The sequence below is a fragment of the Kumtagia ephedrae genome (assembly GCF_003012745.1).
GTDB classification, from domain to species: domain Bacteria; phylum Pseudomonadota; class Alphaproteobacteria; order Rhizobiales; family Rhizobiaceae; genus Kumtagia; species Kumtagia ephedrae.
In genome coordinates this window covers 195,734-212,948 of sequence record NZ_PXYK01000007.1, presented here as the reverse complement: position 1 = coordinate 212,948, position 17,215 = coordinate 195,734, and the positions used below count along the sequence as shown (strand labels likewise).

Here is a 17,215-nt window from a genome sequence, read left to right as displayed (position 1 = left end):
GCGATGGCCGATCTCTTCTCAAAGGACGAGCCGCAAAAGGTCGAAACCGGCCGGCCGCTAGCCGACCGGCTGAGGCCGAAAAGCCTCGGCGAGGTCGTCGGCCAGGAGCATCTGACCGGCGAGGATGGCGTGCTGTCACGCATGATCCGCTCCGGATCGCTCGGTTCGATGATCTTCTGGGGACCGCCGGGCACCGGCAAGACGACGGTGGCGCGGCTGCTCGCCGGCGAGACCAATCTGGCTTTCGAGCAGATATCGGCGATCTTCTCCGGCGTCGCCGACCTGAAGAAGGTATTCGAAACGGCGCGGCTGCGCCGAACCAACGGCCGCCAGACGCTGCTGTTCGTCGACGAGATCCATCGCTTCAACCGCGCCCAGCAGGATTCTTTCCTGCCGGTGATGGAGGACGGCACCGTCATACTGGTCGGCGCCACGACCGAAAATCCCTCCTTCGAGCTCAACGCCGCGCTCTTGTCGCGCGCCCGTGTGCTCGTCTTCCAGACCCTTGCCGAGGACAGCCTGTCGCGGCTCCTGGAGCGCGCCGAGGCGGTCGAAGGCAAGCCGCTGCCGCTCGACGAGGATGCGAGGGCGGTGCTGCTGCGCATGGCCGACGGCGACGGCCGCGCCGCGCTGACACTTGCCGAGGAGATTTGGCGCGCCGCCAAGCCGGGCGAGGTGTTCGACGCGGAAGGAATTCAGCGCGTCGTGCAGCGCCGGGCGCCCGTCTATGACAAGGGCCAGGACGGCCACTACAATCTGATCTCGGCCCTGCACAAATCGGTGCGCGGCTCCGATCCAGATGCGGCGCTCTATTATCTCGCGCGCATGTTCGATGCCGGCGAGGATCCGCTCTATCTCGGCCGCCGCCTTGTGCGCATGGCGGTCGAGGACATCGGCATGGCCGACCCGCAGGCGCTGGTGATCGCCAACGCCGCCAAGGACGCCTACGACTATCTCGGCTCGCCCGAGGGCGAACTCGCCTTCGCCGAGGCGGCCGTCTATCTCGCGACCGCGCCGAAATCCAACGCCGTCTACACGGCCTTCAAGGCGGCGACGCGCGCGGCCAAGGAACACGGCTCGCTGTTGCCGCCGAAACACATCCTCAACGCACCGACCAAGCTGATGAAGGACGAGAGCTACGGCTCCGGCTATCGCTACGACCATGACGAGCCGGAGGCCTTTTCCGGGCAGGACTATTTTCCGGAGAAGATGGGCCGGCAGAGTTTTTACGATCCGCCGGAACGGGGTTTCGAGCGCGAGATCCGCAAGCGTCTCGACTATTGGGCGAAGCTCAGGACGGAGCGATCGGGCGGCGACTGAGCCGATTGCCGGTGACCGGGCGAAAGATCGGCCGGCCGACTGCCTCCGCGCTCAATCGCGCTTGTACAGCATCCAGCTCTTCAGCGGGCGGTCGCGCACGGTCGAGAAGGCCGTTACCCGGTTGCGACCGCTGATCTTGGAGCGGTAGAGCGCCCGGTCCGCCTTGGCGTAGAGGTCTTCCGGCCCGTCCGCTTCGGACGCCATGCAGACGCCCATCGACACGGTCACCGGTCCGCAGGCGGCGCTGGACGGCGACAGGAAATGGGTCTGCTCGATCGCCGCGCGCAATCCGTCGGCGAGATCGAAGGTGGCGTGCTCGGAGACGCCTTCGATGATGATCGCGAATTCCTCGCCGCCGGTGCGGGCGACGAACATGCCGGTGCCGAGACTGCCGCGCAGTATGTCGGCGACCTGGCGGATGATCTTGTCGCCGGCGGGGTGGCCGAAACGATCGTTGATCGCCTTGAAGCGGTCGATATCGGCAAGCACGAGCGCGCCGAACAGGATGCCCGTCCTGTCGTTGTAGATTTCGGCGATGCGGCGGTCGAAGGCGCGGCGGTTCCAGATGTGGGTCAAGGGGTCGGTCTCGGCGAGGATCTTGTATTCCTCGAGCGCCGACTTGACGCTTTCGAGCTCGGCCGACTTCTCGTCCAGCGTCTCGGCCACCTGCCGGCCGTGGTCGATGGTCGAGCTCGTGGCGCTCGACATGACCCCGACGATCTTCTGCAGCAGCTCGCGGCTCAGGGCGTGACGGTTCTTCAATCCGTCCGACGTCTCGTTGAGGATCGCCCCATATTTCTCGATATGGACGCGCTCGGCCCTGAGCAGGCGGGCGACGCTCTCCAGCTCGCGCGCCAGCGTCTCGCGCGCCGTCTCGACGATCGTCTGCTCATGATTGTGGGCGAAGTATTTCCGGCCGATCCGGTCCAGTTCCTGCTGCGACGGCCGGTTGCCGAGCGCCACGACCTCCAGCGTTAGCTCGGGCCTGGAGCCGGTCAGCGCCTCGTAGAAAATCTCGTAGTTGCGGGGCAGGCCGACCACACCCATCTGCCGCATGGTGGTTACGACACTTAGGGCGATGTCGTTCGCGCGTTCCGCGGGAGCCACCGCTGGTTGCATCTGCAAAACACTCCCGCACTGGCGATAACGGTGCTCGCCGCCGTCACCCGACGTGGGTGCTCGATCGGGGAGGCCTTGTTTCGTCCGTTGACGGCTCGACAATGCAACACTTGACTCTAAAGTTTCCTTAAATCATCGGCGCCATCGCAAAAACTTTACTTGCAAACCTTGCTCGCGGCCTTGCGATGGGTTTTCCGGGAGCGCGTCGAGTTTCGCGAAGGCGGCATCCGATGCCGTATCCGGGGCGGCGCCATCCCGAGCAGCCTGTCACCCTCGTGGGCAGATGCGAAGGGAGATGGCGAGCCAATGAGCGAAGTCCACACCGGATCCTGCAACTGTGGCGCGATCAGGTTCCGAACCACCGGCAGGCTGCGCGATGTCATCTACTGCCACTGCTCGCAATGCCGGAAGCAGACCGGGCATTTCTATGCGGCGACCAATGTCACCGATGCCGATCTTCTGGTTGAGGGGACAGACAACATCACCTGGTTCCAGTCTTCTTCCGCCGCCAAACGCGGATTCTGCCGGACCTGTGGCTCGGCGCTGTTCTGGAAGCTGGACGGCGATCCGACAATCTCGGTGATGGCCGGGCTCTTCGACCACCCCACCGGCCTCTCCGGAACGTGTCACATCTTCGTCTCCGACAAGGGCGACTATTACGAACTGACGGACGGCCTTCCGCGGTTCGAACAGTCGACGCCGTCGATCAAGGTCGCGGGCGATTGAGCCTGCCGGCGCGGCAGGCATCCCACAAGCCCGCACCGCACCTTCTCGTCGGCGGCGACCGCGGCCTGTTCCCGCAGGCGCGGCTTTCGCTAGAGCATTTCCGGTTCTCCTCGATCATCGGAACTGCTCTAACTCCTTGTTTTTTCGCAATTCCGAACGCGAAACCGCTCACACTTTTGCTGGAATTGCTCTAAACGATCTGCCTGCACAAGCCAGCAAGCGGATTCTCGTCGTCCATGGACCGTATCGTCAGCGCCTTCTGGAATTCCATGCGGGCGCTTCGGCGCCTGACCCTGACCGAAAAGGCTTTCCAGCAGGAACTCGCCCTTCTGGTTCTGGCGATCCCCGCCGGCTGGTTCCTCGCCACCACATGGTCGGGCTATGCGCTCTTGATCGGCGCTATTCTGGTGCTGATCATGGTGGAGGTGCTGAACACCGGGATCGAGGCGGCTTGCGACGCCTTCTCGCGCGAGTTCAACGTCGAGATCCAGCTCGCCAAGGATTGCGGCTCGCTTGCCGTGCTGATCGCCATCATCCTGGTCCTCGGCGTCTGGGGTTTCGCCATCGTCGAGCGCCTTGGTGGCATGCCGGCCTGAGCGGTTGCTTATGTGCCGTCGGCAGGCTCGCCGTCCTTCCGGCGGCGGGACAGCCGGCGCGCCGCGAAATGGCCGAGCAGCAGCACGACGACGCCGATCCCCAGGGCGATCAGCAGCCTGTGGTGCTTGTGCAGCGTCTCCCCGAGCAGCTGTTCGGCGCCGAGCCCGAAGAAGTAGCCGAGGCCCGTGAACAAGGCGGCCCAGCTCAGCGACGAAACCGCGTTCAGCAGCAGAAAGCGCAGCGGCGGAATGTCGGACAGCCCGGCGACGACGCCTCCGAGCAGCCGCATGCCGTAGACGTAGCGGTTGGTGAGCACGAACAGGTTGGGATGCGCCCGCACCAGCTCATAGGCATGGCTGAAGCCGGGCCTTTTGCGCAGGCGCCGCACCAGACGGTGTTCGGCGAAGCGGCGGCCGGCGAGAAAGAAGCTGGCGTCGCCAAGGAAGGCTCCGGCGAAGGCGGCGGCGAAGGCCTGCCACGGCACGAACACGCCCTGATGGCCGAAGAAGCCACCGAGGATGGCGGCCGTCTCGCCTTCGAACAGGCAGCCGGCGAAGACGGCGACGAGGCCGTATTGCTCGATCAGCGCGTGGATGGTCTCGCTCATGCCGGCCGGCCGGTCTCTGCAAGCCGGCTTTCGATGCGGGCCAGCATCGCCCGCAGTTCGGTGATGTCGTCGCGCAGCTTCAGGATGTCCATGTGGCGGATCTCGTCGAACTTCTCGTGCAGCGCCATGATCTCGATCTCCGCCTTGAGGTTGACCGCATAGTCGTGCGCGGCGTCGACGCGATCGCGCTCGGTCTGGCGGTTCTGCGACATCATGATGATCGGCGCCTGGATGGCGGCGAGCATGGACAGCACCAGGTTGAGGAAGATGAAGGGGTAGGGATCGAACGCCTCTCTGGTCAGCAGCAGCGTGTTGGCGACGGCCCACAGCACCAGGAAGACCAGGAAGGATATGATGAAGCTCCACGAGCCGCCGACCCGCGCCATGCCGTCGGCTATGCGGTCGCCGCGTGACTGGCGGCTCGCATGGACGTCATTGACGTCGCGCGATATCGTGCTGTGGTCGAGCGCGCTTTGCAGCACACGGCTCTCCGTTTCGGTCAGGTGCTCCGGCTTGCGCGTCAGCCACCGCTTGGCGAGGTCGGGGAGGGTCTTGTGCATGGGAAGCGCTCCGGCTTCTGGGTTGGGGGCACTGCGGCGCCGCTGAAACGGCCGCGGCCAGGGGAGGAATAGCAGAATGGCCGATTTCGCCGCAATTCGCGCCCGCGCCGCCGAACGCAAGGGCGGCGAGCGGGTGCTGGTCTCGCTGCTCGGCCCGGCGCCCGACAATCGCGACGTGGCGAAGCTTTCCGACGACCGTCTGCTGTCGACCATCGCCGAGCGGGTTTTTGCCGCCGGTTTCGTCTGGCGGGTGATCGAGCAGAAATGGCCAGGCTTCGAGGCCGCCTTTCTCGGCTTCGAGCCGAAGCGCCTGCTGTTCCAGCCCGACGACTTCTGGCACGAGCTCGCCTCCGACAGCCGCATCGTGCGCAACCCGCAGAAGATACGCTCGGTGCGCGACAACGCCGCCTTCGTCGAGCGCATGTCGGCGGAGCATGGCGGCTTCGGAAAGTTCCTCGCCGCCTGGCCGGCCGGCGATCAGGTCGGACTCATGGCCTTTCTCGGCAAGCATGGCAGCCGGCTCGGCGGCAATACGGGGCAGTATTTCCTGCGCTGGATCGGCTGGGACGCCTTCATCGTCTCCAGCGACATGACGGCGGCGCTGCGCGACGCCGGGCTCGACATTCCGGACAACCCGACCTCGAAGAAAGATCTGCAGAAAATCCAGGATCGCATCAACGGATGGGTCGAGGAGACCGGCCTGCCGCGCAAGCACATCTCACGCATCCTCGCCATGTCGACCGGCGTCAACAACACGCCGGCACAGATCAGGGAATATACCGGCGAGTAGGGCGATCACTCCGGCGGGATGAAGGGCTGCTGGATTTCCTGGAAGACTGGCAGCGCCTCGAGCTTCGCCGCATGCGCGGCAAGCGCCGGATAGGCGTCGAGCGCGATCATGCCGGGATGCGAGTCCATGACGTGGCGCAGCGCCGCCGCCACGGCGATGTCGGCATGGCCGATCGCCTCGCCGAACCAGTAAGGCGTCGGCCGGCCGGCCCGGTCCTTCTCCAACACGTCGAGGACGGTGCCGATCTGGGTGCGGCAGCGCTCCACCCACAGGTCGGAGACCTCGCCGTGCAGCCGCTTCTCGTAGAACAGGCTCACCCCCTTGTCGGCGAGCCCGGTGGCGAGCGCGGCGACCTTCATGCCGCGGTGCCGCTCCGGCTCGGCGGTCGGGTACATGCGCCGCTCGGGCGCAACGAGGCTGTCGACGTAGTCGAGGATGACGTGGCTCTCGACCAGCACGTCGCCGTCGTCGAGCACCAGCGTCGGCACGCGGGTGAGCGGGTTGTAGGGGCGGATCTTGTCCGCCTCACCGAAAGTTGACCACGGCCGGTGCTCGAAGGGCAGGCCGTAGAGCCTGAGCGCAATGCCGACGCGGCGGACGAAGGAGGAATCGTACTGGCCGATGAGGATCATGAAGAAGGTCTCCGGAGGCGCGCCAGAATGCGCTTCGCCGGGATCGGCCTGCAAGTCCTGCCTGCTGGTCCACGGACGGTCTGCTGACACTGGACGCCAACACGATGCGAGGACAGCGAATCGTTCGAATGCGAATCGGATTCAAACTTTGTTGGTAATTTCTCGTTAGGAATTTTCCCAGGCTCTGGCGGGTGGCGCTGGGTTGCCGACGGTCTGTGTTGTTTTGCGTACAGGTGCCAATGCGGTCGCCAAGCGTCGTCCTCGCTCTCATTGCGTGTCTTGCCCTGAGCGGCTGCACGTCGCGCTCCGGCATCGACGTTCTGCAAGTGCCGGGCCCTTCGGCCGAAACGACGAGCTCGGTCGCCGGCATGCCGCGACCGGTGCCGCCGGCCGATGTCGAGGCCATCATCCGGCAGGAGGAAACGGTCGCGATGGTCGTTCCCGAGTCCGCCGAACCTCTGGGGGCCCCGGTCGAGCCCGCCGCCCTGGTCGCTCCGGCGAAGCCGGCGGCGGCTATGATCCCGCAGGCGAGGCCGCGGGCGCGCTCCGCGCCGAGCTTCGACGGCACCGTGACGCGCCACCGCTTCCGCGACGCGAAACCGATCAATTTCGGCTCGGCCTCGCCGAGCAGGCTCGCCGTGCACGGCGTCGACGTGTCGCGCTGGCAGGGCGAGATCGACTGGCCGCGGCTGCGCAGCCAGGGCGCCAACTTCGCCTACATCAAGGCGACCGACGGCGGCGACCACCTCGATCCGATGTTCCGCAAGAACTGGCGCGGGGCGGGCGAGGCGGGGCTGCGGCGCGGCGCCTACCATTTCTTCTACTGGTGCCGCGTCGCCAGCGAGCAGGCCGACTGGTTCATCCGCAACGTGCCGAAGGTTCCCGGTGCGCTGCCGCCGGTGATCGACGTCGAATACAATGCCGAATCCCGCTGCAAGCGCCGGCTGTCGCCGGAGCGCTACCGCGAGAAGATGCAGGTGTTCATGGACAAGCTCGAGGCGCATTACGGCCAGCGCCCGGTCATCTACACGCCGCCGGATTTTTATCGCGACAACCTCAAGGGCCACTTCCGCGGCTATCCGTTCTGGCTGCGCTCGGTGGCGGCGCATCCGTCAAAGGTCTATCCCGGCCGCGAATGGGTGTTCTGGCAATATTCCGGCTCCGGCCTGTCGCACGGAGTCAGGGGCCAGATCGACCTCAACGTCTTCCACGGCAGCGAGCGCGAATGGCGCCGCTGGCTGGGCGACAATGCCGGGTGATGCGGTCGCGCTGCGTCGCGGGGACGAGCCGGCCGGAGCGGCAGGCCCCTGGAGCTGAAGGCCGCAAACGATCCGGGCCGGTCCGCCTAAGCGGCCGGCCATGGATCGCAGGGTCCTGAGCCTCGCCCTCAGCGGGCGAGGCCGAAGAACCGCATGACCGCCCCGGACCAGCGGGCCCGGCGCTCGCTCCAGCGAGCATGGTGGCGCAGCCGTTTGGCAAGTCCGGCGCCGGTCATCGTGCCGACATGGTGGCAGTCGCAGAGCAGCCAATGGGCGTCGCGGTCGCTGAGCGCGAAGAAGTCCATCGCGTCGCCCAGGCTGTCGCCCTTGAGCCCATGCGCACGCAGCACTGGGTCGCTGAAGGCGACGGTGAGCGGCGTGTTGCCGCCGCGGTAGGCGCGAAGCTCGTCGGAGGACAGGTGCTCGAGGCGCCTGAGCGCGCTGAGCGGCCCGCCGTGGCGTTCGAGCGCCTTCGCCCACAGCTCGATACGCTCGCCGGCGGAGAGCTTCGCCGGGTTGCCGATCAGCGGGATGAGTTCGGCGGTCGAAATGATCTCGTCAGGGATCTGGTGCTTCATGGCAACCTCCAACTTTGATGAGATCAATGGAAAGGTAGCGCAGGCAGCGCGCGCGGACAGGAGGTCCGGGCAAGGTTTTTTTCAGATTTGCGGGACGGGATTCGGGAACGGCAGGACACCGCGAAAGACCCCGCCGGCGACCGGCCGGACGGGTCTTTTGCGATATCGTGCACTCACGCGGCGCGGCGCTCGTGCCGGCCCTCGCGAATCTCCTCGACCAGCTTGCCGCAGAAGGCGTCGAGGTCGCCGGGATTGCGGCTGGTGACCAGGCCCTGGTCGGTGACCACCTCGGAATCCTCCCACTTGCCGCCGGCATTGACGACGTCGGTCCTGATCGACTTGTAGGAGGTGACGCGGCGGCCTTTGAGGATGCCGAGCTCGACCAGCAGCCAGGGCGCATGGCAGATGGCGCCGATCACCTTGCGCTCGGTCCAGAAGCCCTTGATGAAGTCCAGCGCCTGGTCTTCGATGCGCAGCAGGTCGGGATTGATCTGGCCGCCGGGCAGCACCAGGGCGTCGTAATCCTGCGGGCTTACGGCATCGAGCGTGCGGTCGACCGGCACCGGCCGGCCCCAGTCCTTCTTCTCCCAGCCCTTGATCTCGCCCGGCTCAAGCGACACGACATCGACCTTTGCGCCGGCCTCGCGCAGCTTCTTCAGCGGCACCTCCAGCTCGGACTGCTCGAAACCGTGGGTGGCGAGGATGGCGACGCGCTTTCCTGAAATCTCCGGCATTGTTCTCTCCTTGCTTTCGGGGGACATCGGCCCAACGGAGAGGGGCGGGAGGTGTTCCATGCGCGCCGCGGCTAGTCGCTGCCTGGCCGCACCGTCTCCACCGACAGGAAGCCAGCGGCAAGCGGCGTGAGCAGCTCGGCTTCCGGACGGGTGAGATGCAGCCAATGCGCCCAGTCCTGCGGTGCCAGCACCGCCACCTGGCGGTCGTGATAGGGTTTGATGTCGGGTCCGGGCGCGGTGGTGAGCATGGCGAAGGCCGGCGGCTGGTTGCCGGCACCTTCCCGCCAGAGAGCGGCGATCGCGGTGACGGCGCAGCCCGCCAGCCGGAAGCGATGTTTCGCTTTCGGCGATCTTTTTCCGGTGAACTCGAAGAAGCCGGAGGTCGGCACGAGGCAGCGCCGGCTTCCGGCAAAGCCGCGGCCTTCCGAGCGGAAGTTGAACACCGGCCCGCCCTTGCCTTTGGGCGGCAGGCCGAAGGCCATCGGCGCCAGCTCGACGGCCTCGCCGGCGGTGCGCATCACCGGCCCGACATCCCTGATGCGGATGTCGGCCGCCTGCGGCAGGTCCGACGGGCCCTGATGCTCCGGGATTTTGAGCGCCGCCTGCGCCATGGCTTTGCGGTATTCGTCCCAGGCGACATATTGCTCGTAGTCGTTGCACATGGCAGCGGCCTCAGCGCAGGATGCGGAAGCCGTCCGGAGCCGGCTCGTCGGCCGGATCGTGCGCGATCCCGGTGACCTCCGCGCCGGGCGGGCCGACGCGCAGCCTTTTCAGCATCTTTTCCACCTCCTCCTCCGGCCCGGCGATCAGGGCGGAGACGGAGCCGTCCGGCTCGTTGCGCACCCAGCCGTCGACGCCGAGCGCCTGCGCCTCGCCCTGCGTCCAGTAGCGGAAGCCGACGCCTTGCACGCGGCCGCGGATGCGGAGTTTTACCGCCCGCCTGCTCATGGCGTGCCGCCCCCCGCGCCGCGCCTGCCGCCCTGCGGATAGATCGTCTCGCCGCGCTTCAGCATGGCGACGAAGGTTTCGATCTTCTTCAGGCGTGCCGCCTCGGTTTTCAGATTGTGCAGGCGGAAGGCGAGCGCGAAGCGGTTCTGCGCGCTGAGTTTTTCCAGCATCGCCTTGGCCTGCGGCTCGGCGTCGATGGCCGCCTGCAGGTCGGCGGGGATGGTCATCTCGCTGGCCGGACCGTAGGCGCGCTGCCAGCGCCCGTCGGCCTTGGCCATCTCCACCTGCCTCAGCCCGTGCCCGGTCATGCGGCCCTCGCCGATCAGCCGGGCGACGTTGTCGACGTTGATCTTGCTCCAGGTGCTCCTTTTCCCGCGCGGCGTGTAGCGCTGCAAAAAACTGCGCTCGTCGAACCCTTTGCGGATGGCGTCGATCCAGCCCCAGCACAGGCAGACGTCGATCGCCTCCTTGGGCGTGATCGAGGGCAGGCCCGAGCCGACCTTGTGGATCTTTATCCAGACCTCGTCGGCGCTGTCGTGATGCCTGCCGAGCCAGTCGTGGAAGGCATCGGCATCGGCGAATTCGTGCACCTTGGCGGGATCGACGGGGACGGGGGCCATTTTCTCAAACCCTGGCAGTTTCCTGGACGCGGTGCTTGCGCGAGACCCGATATCTACCGCGCCCGGGCGCGCCGGCGCAAATCTCCCCCTCTCCGTCTCGGGCTTCGCGCTCCACACCTCTCCCCCACATGCGTGGGGGCGAGGAACCCAGGCTGGAGAGGCGCCGGCATCGCGGCAGCGGTTCCTCGCCCCCGCAGGGGGAGAGGTGTCGAGGGCGAAGCCCGAGACGGAGAGAGGGAAGCGCCGGGAGAGGAAGCGCCGGGGACAGTTTACTTTTTTTGGCCCGCGCGACCTTTGAACCGCCGTGCCTTTCTGCCGAAAGAAAGTAAACTGTCCCCTGAGCATCCCCTGAGCATACGTCGTCCTCGCCACGCCCTGCATCGCAGTCTGGCCATTGAAGAAGTCGGGAAGACGGGCGGCCGCGAGATCGCTCATCTAATTTTATATGCGACCTTTCGGCCGCCCGTCCGGTGCTTCTTCGCCGCTTCATTTCCGGGTCATGGGATCGTACTCGCTACTCCGGCTTAAGCGACGCCGGCGATATCCCGCTCATGACGGCTCCTGAGGCCATACCGGAGCCCCGTCCCGCTCAAAGACGGGATCGTTGGAAACTCTGAAGCAGCGCCGGCCCTCGCGGCCACGTTAGCCGCTACCTTCCGGACACCGGCCCCTCCCCGCAGACCACCGTCATGATCGGCGTTCCCGCAGGAGGGACTGGGTGGAAGTATAAGGGAGGCCGGAGGGAGGGGATAAGAATCGGTGGGAGACGCCGCAATTTCTCCGCAACGCCTTCCGAAGAGGACGGGTAAGAACCGGAAAAGATTGGCTTTTTCGTTCGCGCCAGCCTTGGAGTGCCGCCGCTTCTCCGCGGAAGGAAAATAAAACTGTCCCCTGAGGCCGCAGCCGTTGCGCTCCGTCCAACACCCCTCATCCGTCGCCTGATCTCGGCCTTGGCTGTAGCCAAGGCCGATGGCGACACCTTCTCCCACAAGGGGAGAAGGGGGGCGCTGCTTTTGCGGCTCCGCCAATCATCGACGTCGGCGATTGGCGACGAGGCCGACGCGAAACGCCCCTTCTTGTGGGAGAAGGGGCCAGATCCTGAGCCCCGAGCGCAGCGAGCGAGGCAAAAGAAAGGTCGAATGGGAGGTGTTGGACGAAACGGGACCTATAAGGGCGTTGGAAGGATCGCGACGCGGGCATAGTCTGACGTCATGCCGCACCAGCCCGTGCCACCGGCCAAACGTCGTTTCGCCAAAACCCTGCGCCGCGACATGACCGAGGCCGAGGACAGGCTGTGGCGCGAATTGCGCGGCCGGCGGCTCGACCACATCAAGTTCCGCCGGCAGGTGCCGATCGGCCGATACGTGGCCGACTTCGCCTGCCTCGAGGCAAAACTGATCGTCGAGATCGACGGCAGCCAGCATGCCGAATCCGCTCACGACGATCTTCGCAAGGCCGACTTGCAGGCGAGGGGATTTCGGGTGCTGCGGTTCTGGAACGACGAGGTGCTTAGGGAATTGGACTCCGTCTGCGACACGATCATCGCCTATGTGCGGAACCAGAGTTTGCAGCCGTGGCGGTGACCCCTTCTCCCCTTGTGGGAGAAGGTGGCCGAGCGAAGCGAGGTCGGATGAGGGGTGTTCCAGCCTGGCGCGACGCGATCCGTCCAACACCCCTCATCCGTCGCCCTTTCTCGTCCTTGGCTGTCGCCAAGGCCGAGGGCGACACCTTCTCCCACAAGGGGAGAAGGGGGAGCGCTGCATTTACGCTTCCGCCAATCTTCAGCGTTGGCGCTTGGCAGATTTCCGTCACGACTCGACTATAAGCGCAGCCGGGTTGACAGGAATCTCAAATTCGACGCGACTGACAGTGCTGTTACCGCTAGAGAGTGCACCACTAGCTCCAAGCTCAACGCTCCATATTTTCAGCCCTGCATTCCCGGAGCCTTCCTTAGCCTCCGAGACGGTTACCGCGACATCAAACTTGACCGTCCTTGTGTATTTGTGTGCCTCTTGGACAGAGCCAAAGACCGGGTTGATGACACCTTTTGAGTTTGGCCTTGAATTCCATTCCTGTTGCGCGCTTGCAACACCTTCCATAATTTCCAACAGTGTTGTTCGGACGAAGTCTTTTAGGTTCATTTGATCGTCTTTCAACTACACCCGCTGGTCGCCCCGCACGTGTCGCACTTCTCGCAAGTCCCATTCCGCACCATCGTGAAATTCTGGCACTCCGAGCACATGTTGCCGGTGTAGCCGCGCATGATGGCCTGGCTGCGCCGCTCGGCGGCGATCGCCTTGGCGTCGGACGCTTCGCGCGCCGCCGCGTCGGTGAAGAGGTCGGCCGTCGCCGAAGCGCCGGACGAGGCGGCGGCGCGGGAGGTCGGCGCGGCGGAGGCGGCGGGCGTGGGGGAGGCGTCGGCCTCGGGTGCCCATTCCTCGTCGAAGGCGATGTCTTCCGCCAGCTCCTTCGCCCGCTCCTCGTAGTCGCGCTTGAAGGCGGTGACCTCGTCGCGCAGTTCGGAGGCGAGCGGCTTCAGCGCGGTCACGGTGCTGCCGGTGAAGGCGCGCACGTTGGAACCGCCGGAGGCGGTCGGCGCGGCGCGGACGGGAGCGGCGGCGGGGGAGGGGCTGGAGCCACCTGCACCGGCGCCGGCAAACCCCTTGGCCTCGTTCGACTTGCCGACCAGCGTCGGCTTGTGGCCGCGCGTCCAGCCGGTCGAGACCAGATTGGTCTTGCCCTCCTGGATGCCTTTTCCGAGCGACGTGTTGGAAAAATCCGACACGTCGACATGGGCGAGGTCGTGGCGGCCGAGATAGGAGACGGCGAGCTCGCGGAAGACGTAGTCGAGGATCGAGGTTGCGTTCTTGATGGCATCGTTGCCGATGACCACGCCCGCCGGCTCGAACTTGGTGAAGGTGAAGGCCTCCACATATTCCTCGAGCGGCACGCCGTATTGCAGGCCGAGCGAAATGGCGATGGCGAAATTGTTCATCATGGCGCGGAAGGCCGCGCCTTCCTTGTGCATGTCGATGAAAATCTCGCCGATCCGCCCGTCGCCGAACTCGCCGGTGCGCAGGTACACCTTGTGGCCGCCGACGACCGCCTTCTGCGTATAACCCTGGCGGCGGTTCGGCAGCTTTTCGCGGTCGCGATAGAGGCGCTCGACCACGCGCTCGACGATCTTTTCCGTCACCTGCACGGCCTTGGCGGCGGCGGGGGCGGCGACCAGCGCCTCGACCGCGTCGTCCTCGTCCTCATCCTCGTCGGCGATGAGGGAGGCGTTCAGCGGCTGCGACAGCTTCGAGCCGTCGCGGTAGAGCGCGTTGGCCTTCAGCGCCAGCTTCCACGACAGCATGTAGGCGTTCTTGCAGTCCTCGACGGTCGCCTCGTTCGGCATGTTGATGGTTTTGGAGATGGCGCCGGAGATGAAGGGCTGCGCCGCCGCCATCATGCGGATGTGGCTCTCGACCGACAGGTAGCGCTTGCCGATCTTGCCGCAGGGATTGGCGCAGTCGAACACCGGCAGATGTTCGGCTTTCAGGAAGGGTGCACCCTCCAGCGTCATGGCGCCGCAGACATGGATGTTGGCGGCCTCGATCTCCTTCCTGGTGAAGCCGAGCGACGGCAGCATCTCGAAGGAGAAATCGTTGAGCTGCTCGTCGGTGAAGCCGAACGTCTGCTTCAGCCAGTCGGCGCCGAGCGCCCACTGGTTGAAGACGAACTTTATGTCGAAGGCCGACTTCAGCGCGGCGTTGAGCGCCTCGATCTTGTCGTCGGTGAATCCCTTCGTCCTGAGCGTGGTCAGGTTGACGCCGGGCGCCTGGTTCAAATTGCCGTGGCCGACCGCATAGGCCTCGATCTCGGCGATCTGGCTTTCCGAATAGCCGAGCGTGCGCAGCGCCTCGGGCACGGCGCGGTTGATGATCTTGAAGTAGCCGCCGCCGGCGAGCTTCTTGAACTTCACCAGGGCGAAGTCGGGCTCGATGCCGGTGGTGTCGCAGTCCATGACGAGGCCGATCGTGCCGGTGGGCGCGATCACCGTCGCCTGGGCGTTGCGAAAACCGTGCTCCTCGCCGAGCTCGATGGCGCGGTCCCAGGCGGTTTTCGCATGCTCGCCGAGCTCGCTCTGGACGAGGTCGGCATGCACCAGCGGCACCGGGTTGACCGCCAGCTTCTCGTAGCCGTCCTTCTCGCCATAGGCGGCGCGGCGATGGTTGCGCATGACACGCAGCATGTGGACGCTGTTGCGGCCGTAGTCGGGGAAGGCGCCGAGCTCGGCCGCCATCTCGGCCGAGGTGGCATAGGCGACGCCGGTCATGATGGCGGTGAGCGCGGCGCAGATGGCGCGGCCCTCGGCCGAATCATAGGGGATGCCGGAGGTCATCAACAGGCCGCCGATATTGGCGTAGCCGAGGCCGAGCGTGCGGTAGTCGTAGGAGAGCTTGGCGATCTCCCTGGACGGGAACTGCGCCATCATGACGGAGATTTCCAGCACGATGGTCCACAGGCGCACGGTGTGCTCGTAGGCGGCGATGTCGATGCTGCCGTCGGCATTGCGGTAGGGCAGCAGGTTGATGGACGCCAGGTTGCAGGCCGTGTCGTCCAAAAACATGTATTCCGAGCACGGATTGGAGGCGCGGATGGCGCCGGCCGACACGCAGGTGTGCCAGTCGTTCATGGTGGTGTTGAAATGCAGGCCCGGATCGGCCGAGGCCCAGGCGGCGTAGCCGATCTTCTCCCACAGGTCGCGGGCGGGGAGGGTCTTGTGGACCTTTCCGTCCATGCGGCGGATCAGGTTCCACTCGCCGTCGGTCTCGACGGCGCGCAGGAAATCGTCCCTGAGCGAGATCGAGTTGTTGGAGTTCTGGCCGGAGACGGTGAGATAGGCCTCGGAATCCCAGTCGGTGTCGTAGGTCCTGAAGTCGAGCGCGGTGTAGCCCTGGCGCGCGAACTGGATGACGCGCTTGATGTAGTTCTCCGGCACGGCGCTCTTCTTGGCGTCCTTGATGGCGCGCTTCAGCGCGGTGTTGACCGACGGGTCGAAACAGTCGTCGTCGCTGCCTTCGCAGTTGACGCAGGCCTTCATAATCGCGGCGAGGTGCTTTTTCACGATCTTGGAGCCGGTGACGAGCGAGGCGACCTTTTCCTCCTCCTTCACCTTCCAGTCGATGAAGGCCTCGATGTCGGGATGGTCGGCGTCGACGATCACCATCTTGGCGGCGCGGCGCGTCGTGCCGCCCGACTTGATGGCGCCGGCGGCGCGGTCGCCGATCTTCAGAAAGCTCATCAGGCCCGACGATTTTCCGCCGCCGGACAGCTTTTCGCCCTCGCCGCGCAGCATGGAAAAATTGGAGCCGGTGCCGGAGCCGTATTTGAACAGGCGCGCCTCGCGCACCCACAGGTCCATGATGCCGCCCTCGTTGACGAGGTCGTCCTGCACGCCCTGGATGAAGCAGGCATGCGGCTGCGGATGCTCGTAGGCGGATTTCGACTTGGTGAGTTTGCCGGTGAACGGGTCGACGTAGAAATGGCCCTGGCCGGGGCCGTCGATGCCGTAGGCCCAGTGCAGGCCGGTGTTGAACCATTGCGGCGAGTTGGGGGCGACGCGCTGGGTGGCGAGCATGTAGGCGAGTTCGTCGCGGAACGTCCTCGCATCCTCTTCCGATGCGAAGTAGCCGCCCTTCCAGCCCCAATAGGCCCAGGTGCCGGCCAGTCGGTCGAAGACCTGGCGGGCGTCGGTCTCGGAGCCGTAGCGCTCGGCCTCGGGCAGCGCGGCGAGCGCCTCGGTGTCGGGCACCGAGCGCCACAGGAAGGACGGGACGGAGGTCTCTTCGACCTTCTTCAGCCGCGCCGGCACGCCGGCCTTGCGGAAGTACTTTTGCGCCAGAATGTCGGCGGCGACCTGCGAGAACTGCTGGGGCACGTCGATGTCGGCCAGCCGGAAGACGACGGAGCCGTCCGGGTTCTTGATCTCGCTCACCGCCTTGCGGAAATCGATCTCCGCATAGGGGCTCTGTCCGGACTTGGTGAAACGCCGCTCGATCCGCATGATGCTCAGTCCTTCATGTCTATATATAGCGCCTGCCCGCCGGCTGCCACCGGCTCTCATCGGCAGGGCTAGATCCACCGTCCGCCGCCGCCGTCATGGCCGCGGCACCTTTGCCCCGAAACCTTCCGCCTCGTCCGGGAAGGCCGCCCCGTGGAGCACTGCGTCGACGCCTGGGATCGAGCCCTCGAGGCGGCCCCTGCGTTCCGGCCGCCGCTTGATCCCGAAGTCGACTAACCACTTCATCTAGCGTCCATCGTCGTCGGTAAACACTAAATATAGGTTAACCACACCTTTCTCGCCACCCTTTCGACGCTTTCCGGCGCGAAAAAAGCCACGCGTGACGCAACAGGCCTCCGCCCGCCCGGAAGGGGCGGCGAAATGCCCGAAAACACTTGAAGGTTCACTTCACAGGGCCTGCGGGAAGGCCCGCCGGCCGCGCCCGCAACAGAGGCGCGTCATCCATAAAAGGCGACTCGTCCGGGGCCGTCAAGGATTCGTTTGCGGCAATCCCGCAGCCTCAACATCTTGTGGGTGGGCATGTGGATAGCGGGGATGGGGAACGCATCGTGCCGGCATGGATGCGAGTGGCGGGGACGGGCAGAGGATCCTCGCGCATCGTCGGTCGTTCGACTTCGATCCAGGTCGAAGTCGAGTGGATTTGACCTTCGTTCCG

17 protein-coding genes are annotated in these 17,215 nt (G+C 65.6%); 6 read left to right on the top strand and 11 right to left on the bottom strand.

The genetic code is table 11. The features are described 5' to 3' along the window. The first annotated feature begins 3 nt into the window (after positions 1–3). The gene (locus C7I84_RS09750; RefSeq protein ID WP_106771978.1) at positions 4–1,320 is read left to right on the top strand and encodes a replication-associated recombination protein A; all 1,317 of its coding nucleotides are present in this window, start codon (positions 4–6) and stop codon (positions 1,318–1,320) included. Between the two features lie 51 nt (positions 1,321–1,371). Here the strand turns inward: C7I84_RS09750 and C7I84_RS09745 are convergent, their stop codons facing one another. Beyond that, complete coding sequence (locus C7I84_RS09745) at positions 1,372–2,439, bottom strand: GGDEF domain-containing protein (protein ID WP_106771977.1); 1,068 nt, start codon at positions 2,437–2,439, stop codon at positions 1,372–1,374. Between the two features lie 306 nt (positions 2,440–2,745). Between C7I84_RS09745 and C7I84_RS09740 the strand changes: the two genes are divergently transcribed. Next, positions 2,746–3,165 (top strand): GFA family protein, encoded by a 420-nt coding sequence (locus C7I84_RS09740; protein WP_106771976.1) that lies wholly within the window; start codon positions 2,746–2,748, stop codon positions 3,163–3,165. A gap of 236 nt (positions 3,166–3,401) precedes the next feature. Then, entirely contained in the window at positions 3,402–3,761 is a 360-nt protein-coding gene (locus tag C7I84_RS09735; RefSeq protein ID WP_106771975.1) for a diacylglycerol kinase, read from the top strand. An 8-nt stretch (positions 3,762–3,769) separates the two neighbouring features. Here the strand turns inward: C7I84_RS09735 and C7I84_RS09730 are convergent, their stop codons facing one another. Further along, on the bottom strand, positions 3,770–4,369 hold the full coding sequence (locus C7I84_RS09730; RefSeq protein WP_106771974.1) for a DedA family protein: 600 nt from the start codon (positions 4,367–4,369) through the stop codon (positions 3,770–3,772). Beyond that, complete coding sequence (locus C7I84_RS09725) at positions 4,366–4,929, bottom strand: DUF1003 domain-containing protein (protein WP_106771973.1); 564 nt, start codon at positions 4,927–4,929, stop codon at positions 4,366–4,368. The genes C7I84_RS09730 and C7I84_RS09725 overlap by 4 nt, the downstream gene beginning before the upstream one ends. A gap of 76 nt (positions 4,930–5,005) precedes the next feature. Between C7I84_RS09725 and C7I84_RS09720 the strand changes: the two genes are divergently transcribed. Next, entirely contained in the window at positions 5,006–5,719 is a 714-nt protein-coding gene (locus C7I84_RS09720; RefSeq protein WP_106771972.1) for a DNA-3-methyladenine glycosylase I, read from the top strand. Positions 5,720–5,724: 5 nt separating this feature from the next. Here C7I84_RS09720 and C7I84_RS09715 read toward each other — a convergent pair whose 3' ends face one another. Further along, positions 5,725–6,351: a glutathione S-transferase family protein gene (locus tag C7I84_RS09715; RefSeq protein WP_106772020.1), complete on the bottom strand. Its 627-nt coding sequence runs from the start codon at positions 6,349–6,351 to the stop codon at positions 5,725–5,727. A 239-nt stretch (positions 6,352–6,590) separates the two neighbouring features. Here C7I84_RS09715 and C7I84_RS09710 point away from each other — a divergent pair, with 239 nt between their 5' ends. After that, positions 6,591–7,610 (top strand): glycoside hydrolase family 25 protein, encoded by a 1,020-nt coding sequence (locus C7I84_RS09710; RefSeq protein WP_106771971.1) that lies wholly within the window; start codon positions 6,591–6,593, stop codon positions 7,608–7,610. 128 nt (positions 7,611–7,738) lie between these two features. Here the strand turns inward: C7I84_RS09710 and C7I84_RS09705 are convergent, their stop codons facing one another. From C7I84_RS09705 to C7I84_RS09685, 5 genes are all read right to left on the bottom strand, one after another. Beyond that, a complete protein-coding gene (locus tag C7I84_RS09705; RefSeq protein ID WP_106771970.1) occupies positions 7,739–8,188 on the bottom strand; it encodes a hypothetical protein in 450 nt (149 codons plus the stop codon). Positions 8,189–8,361: 173 nt separating this feature from the next. Next, positions 8,362–8,922: a type 1 glutamine amidotransferase domain-containing protein gene (locus tag C7I84_RS09700; protein WP_106771969.1), complete on the bottom strand. Its 561-nt coding sequence runs from the start codon at positions 8,920–8,922 to the stop codon at positions 8,362–8,364. A gap of 71 nt (positions 8,923–8,993) precedes the next feature. Then, complete coding sequence (locus C7I84_RS09695) at positions 8,994–9,584, bottom strand: SOS response-associated peptidase family protein (protein ID WP_106771968.1); 591 nt, start codon at positions 9,582–9,584, stop codon at positions 8,994–8,996. Positions 9,585–9,594: 10 nt separating this feature from the next. After that, the gene (locus C7I84_RS09690; protein WP_106771967.1) at positions 9,595–9,870 is read right to left on the bottom strand and encodes an acylphosphatase; all 276 of its coding nucleotides are present in this window, start codon (positions 9,868–9,870) and stop codon (positions 9,595–9,597) included. Next, positions 9,867–10,490: a YdeI/OmpD-associated family protein gene (locus tag C7I84_RS09685; RefSeq protein ID WP_106771966.1), complete on the bottom strand. Its 624-nt coding sequence runs from the start codon at positions 10,488–10,490 to the stop codon at positions 9,867–9,869. The genes C7I84_RS09690 and C7I84_RS09685 overlap by 4 nt, the downstream gene beginning before the upstream one ends. 1,211 nt (positions 10,491–11,701) lie before the next feature. On the opposite strand from C7I84_RS09685, the gene C7I84_RS09680 reads away from it, so the two are divergent. Further along, positions 11,702–12,073 (top strand): endonuclease domain-containing protein, encoded by a 372-nt coding sequence (locus C7I84_RS09680; protein ID WP_106771965.1) that lies wholly within the window; start codon positions 11,702–11,704, stop codon positions 12,071–12,073. Positions 12,074–12,298: 225 nt separating this feature from the next. Here C7I84_RS09680 and C7I84_RS29665 read toward each other — a convergent pair whose 3' ends face one another. Beyond that, positions 12,299–12,631 (bottom strand): hypothetical protein, encoded by a 333-nt coding sequence (locus tag C7I84_RS29665; RefSeq protein WP_133170080.1) that lies wholly within the window; start codon positions 12,629–12,631, stop codon positions 12,299–12,301. An 11-nt stretch (positions 12,632–12,642) separates the two neighbouring features. Beyond that, positions 12,643–16,542, bottom strand: coding sequence for a vitamin B12-dependent ribonucleotide reductase (locus C7I84_RS09675; RefSeq protein ID WP_106771964.1), 3,900 nt, complete (start codon positions 16,540–16,542; stop codon positions 12,643–12,645). Positions 16,543–17,215 lie beyond the last annotated feature (673 nt).

What these genes read in the sequence shown, in the direction of transcription:
- C7I84_RS09750 (WP_106771978.1), top strand. Translation starts at nt 4, where the DNA reads ATGGCCGATCTCTTCTCAAAGGACGAGCCGCAAAAGGTCGAAACCGGC.
- C7I84_RS09745 (WP_106771977.1), bottom strand. Translation starts at nt 2,439, where the DNA reads ATGCAACCAGCGGTGGCTCCCGCGGAACGCGCGAACGACATCGCCCTA.
- C7I84_RS09740 (WP_106771976.1), top strand. Translation starts at nt 2,746, where the DNA reads ATGAGCGAAGTCCACACCGGATCCTGCAACTGTGGCGCGATCAGGTTC.
- C7I84_RS09735 (WP_106771975.1), top strand. Translation starts at nt 3,402, where the DNA reads ATGGACCGTATCGTCAGCGCCTTCTGGAATTCCATGCGGGCGCTTCGG.
- C7I84_RS09730 (WP_106771974.1), bottom strand. Translation starts at nt 4,369, where the DNA reads ATGAGCGAGACCATCCACGCGCTGATCGAGCAATACGGCCTCGTCGCC.
- C7I84_RS09725 (WP_106771973.1), bottom strand. Translation starts at nt 4,929, where the DNA reads ATGCACAAGACCCTCCCCGACCTCGCCAAGCGGTGGCTGACGCGCAAG.
- C7I84_RS09720 (WP_106771972.1), top strand. Translation starts at nt 5,006, where the DNA reads ATGGCCGATTTCGCCGCAATTCGCGCCCGCGCCGCCGAACGCAAGGGC.
- C7I84_RS09715 (WP_106772020.1), bottom strand. Translation starts at nt 6,351, where the DNA reads ATGATCCTCATCGGCCAGTACGATTCCTCCTTCGTCCGCCGCGTCGGC.
- C7I84_RS09710 (WP_106771971.1), top strand. Translation starts at nt 6,591, where the DNA reads ATGCGGTCGCCAAGCGTCGTCCTCGCTCTCATTGCGTGTCTTGCCCTG.
- C7I84_RS09705 (WP_106771970.1), bottom strand. Translation starts at nt 8,188, where the DNA reads ATGAAGCACCAGATCCCTGACGAGATCATTTCGACCGCCGAACTCATC.
- C7I84_RS09700 (WP_106771969.1), bottom strand. Translation starts at nt 8,922, where the DNA reads ATGCCGGAGATTTCAGGAAAGCGCGTCGCCATCCTCGCCACCCACGGT.
- C7I84_RS09695 (WP_106771968.1), bottom strand. Translation starts at nt 9,584, where the DNA reads ATGTGCAACGACTACGAGCAATATGTCGCCTGGGACGAATACCGCAAA.
- C7I84_RS09690 (WP_106771967.1), bottom strand. Translation starts at nt 9,870, where the DNA reads ATGAGCAGGCGGGCGGTAAAACTCCGCATCCGCGGCCGCGTGCAAGGC.
- C7I84_RS09685 (WP_106771966.1), bottom strand. Translation starts at nt 10,490, where the DNA reads ATGGCCCCCGTCCCCGTCGATCCCGCCAAGGTGCACGAATTCGCCGAT.
- C7I84_RS09680 (WP_106771965.1), top strand. Translation starts at nt 11,702, where the DNA reads ATGCCGCACCAGCCCGTGCCACCGGCCAAACGTCGTTTCGCCAAAACC.
- C7I84_RS29665 (WP_133170080.1), bottom strand. Translation starts at nt 12,631, where the DNA reads ATGAACCTAAAAGACTTCGTCCGAACAACACTGTTGGAAATTATGGAA.
- C7I84_RS09675 (WP_106771964.1), bottom strand. Translation starts at nt 16,542, where the DNA reads ATGCGGATCGAGCGGCGTTTCACCAAGTCCGGACAGAGCCCCTATGCG.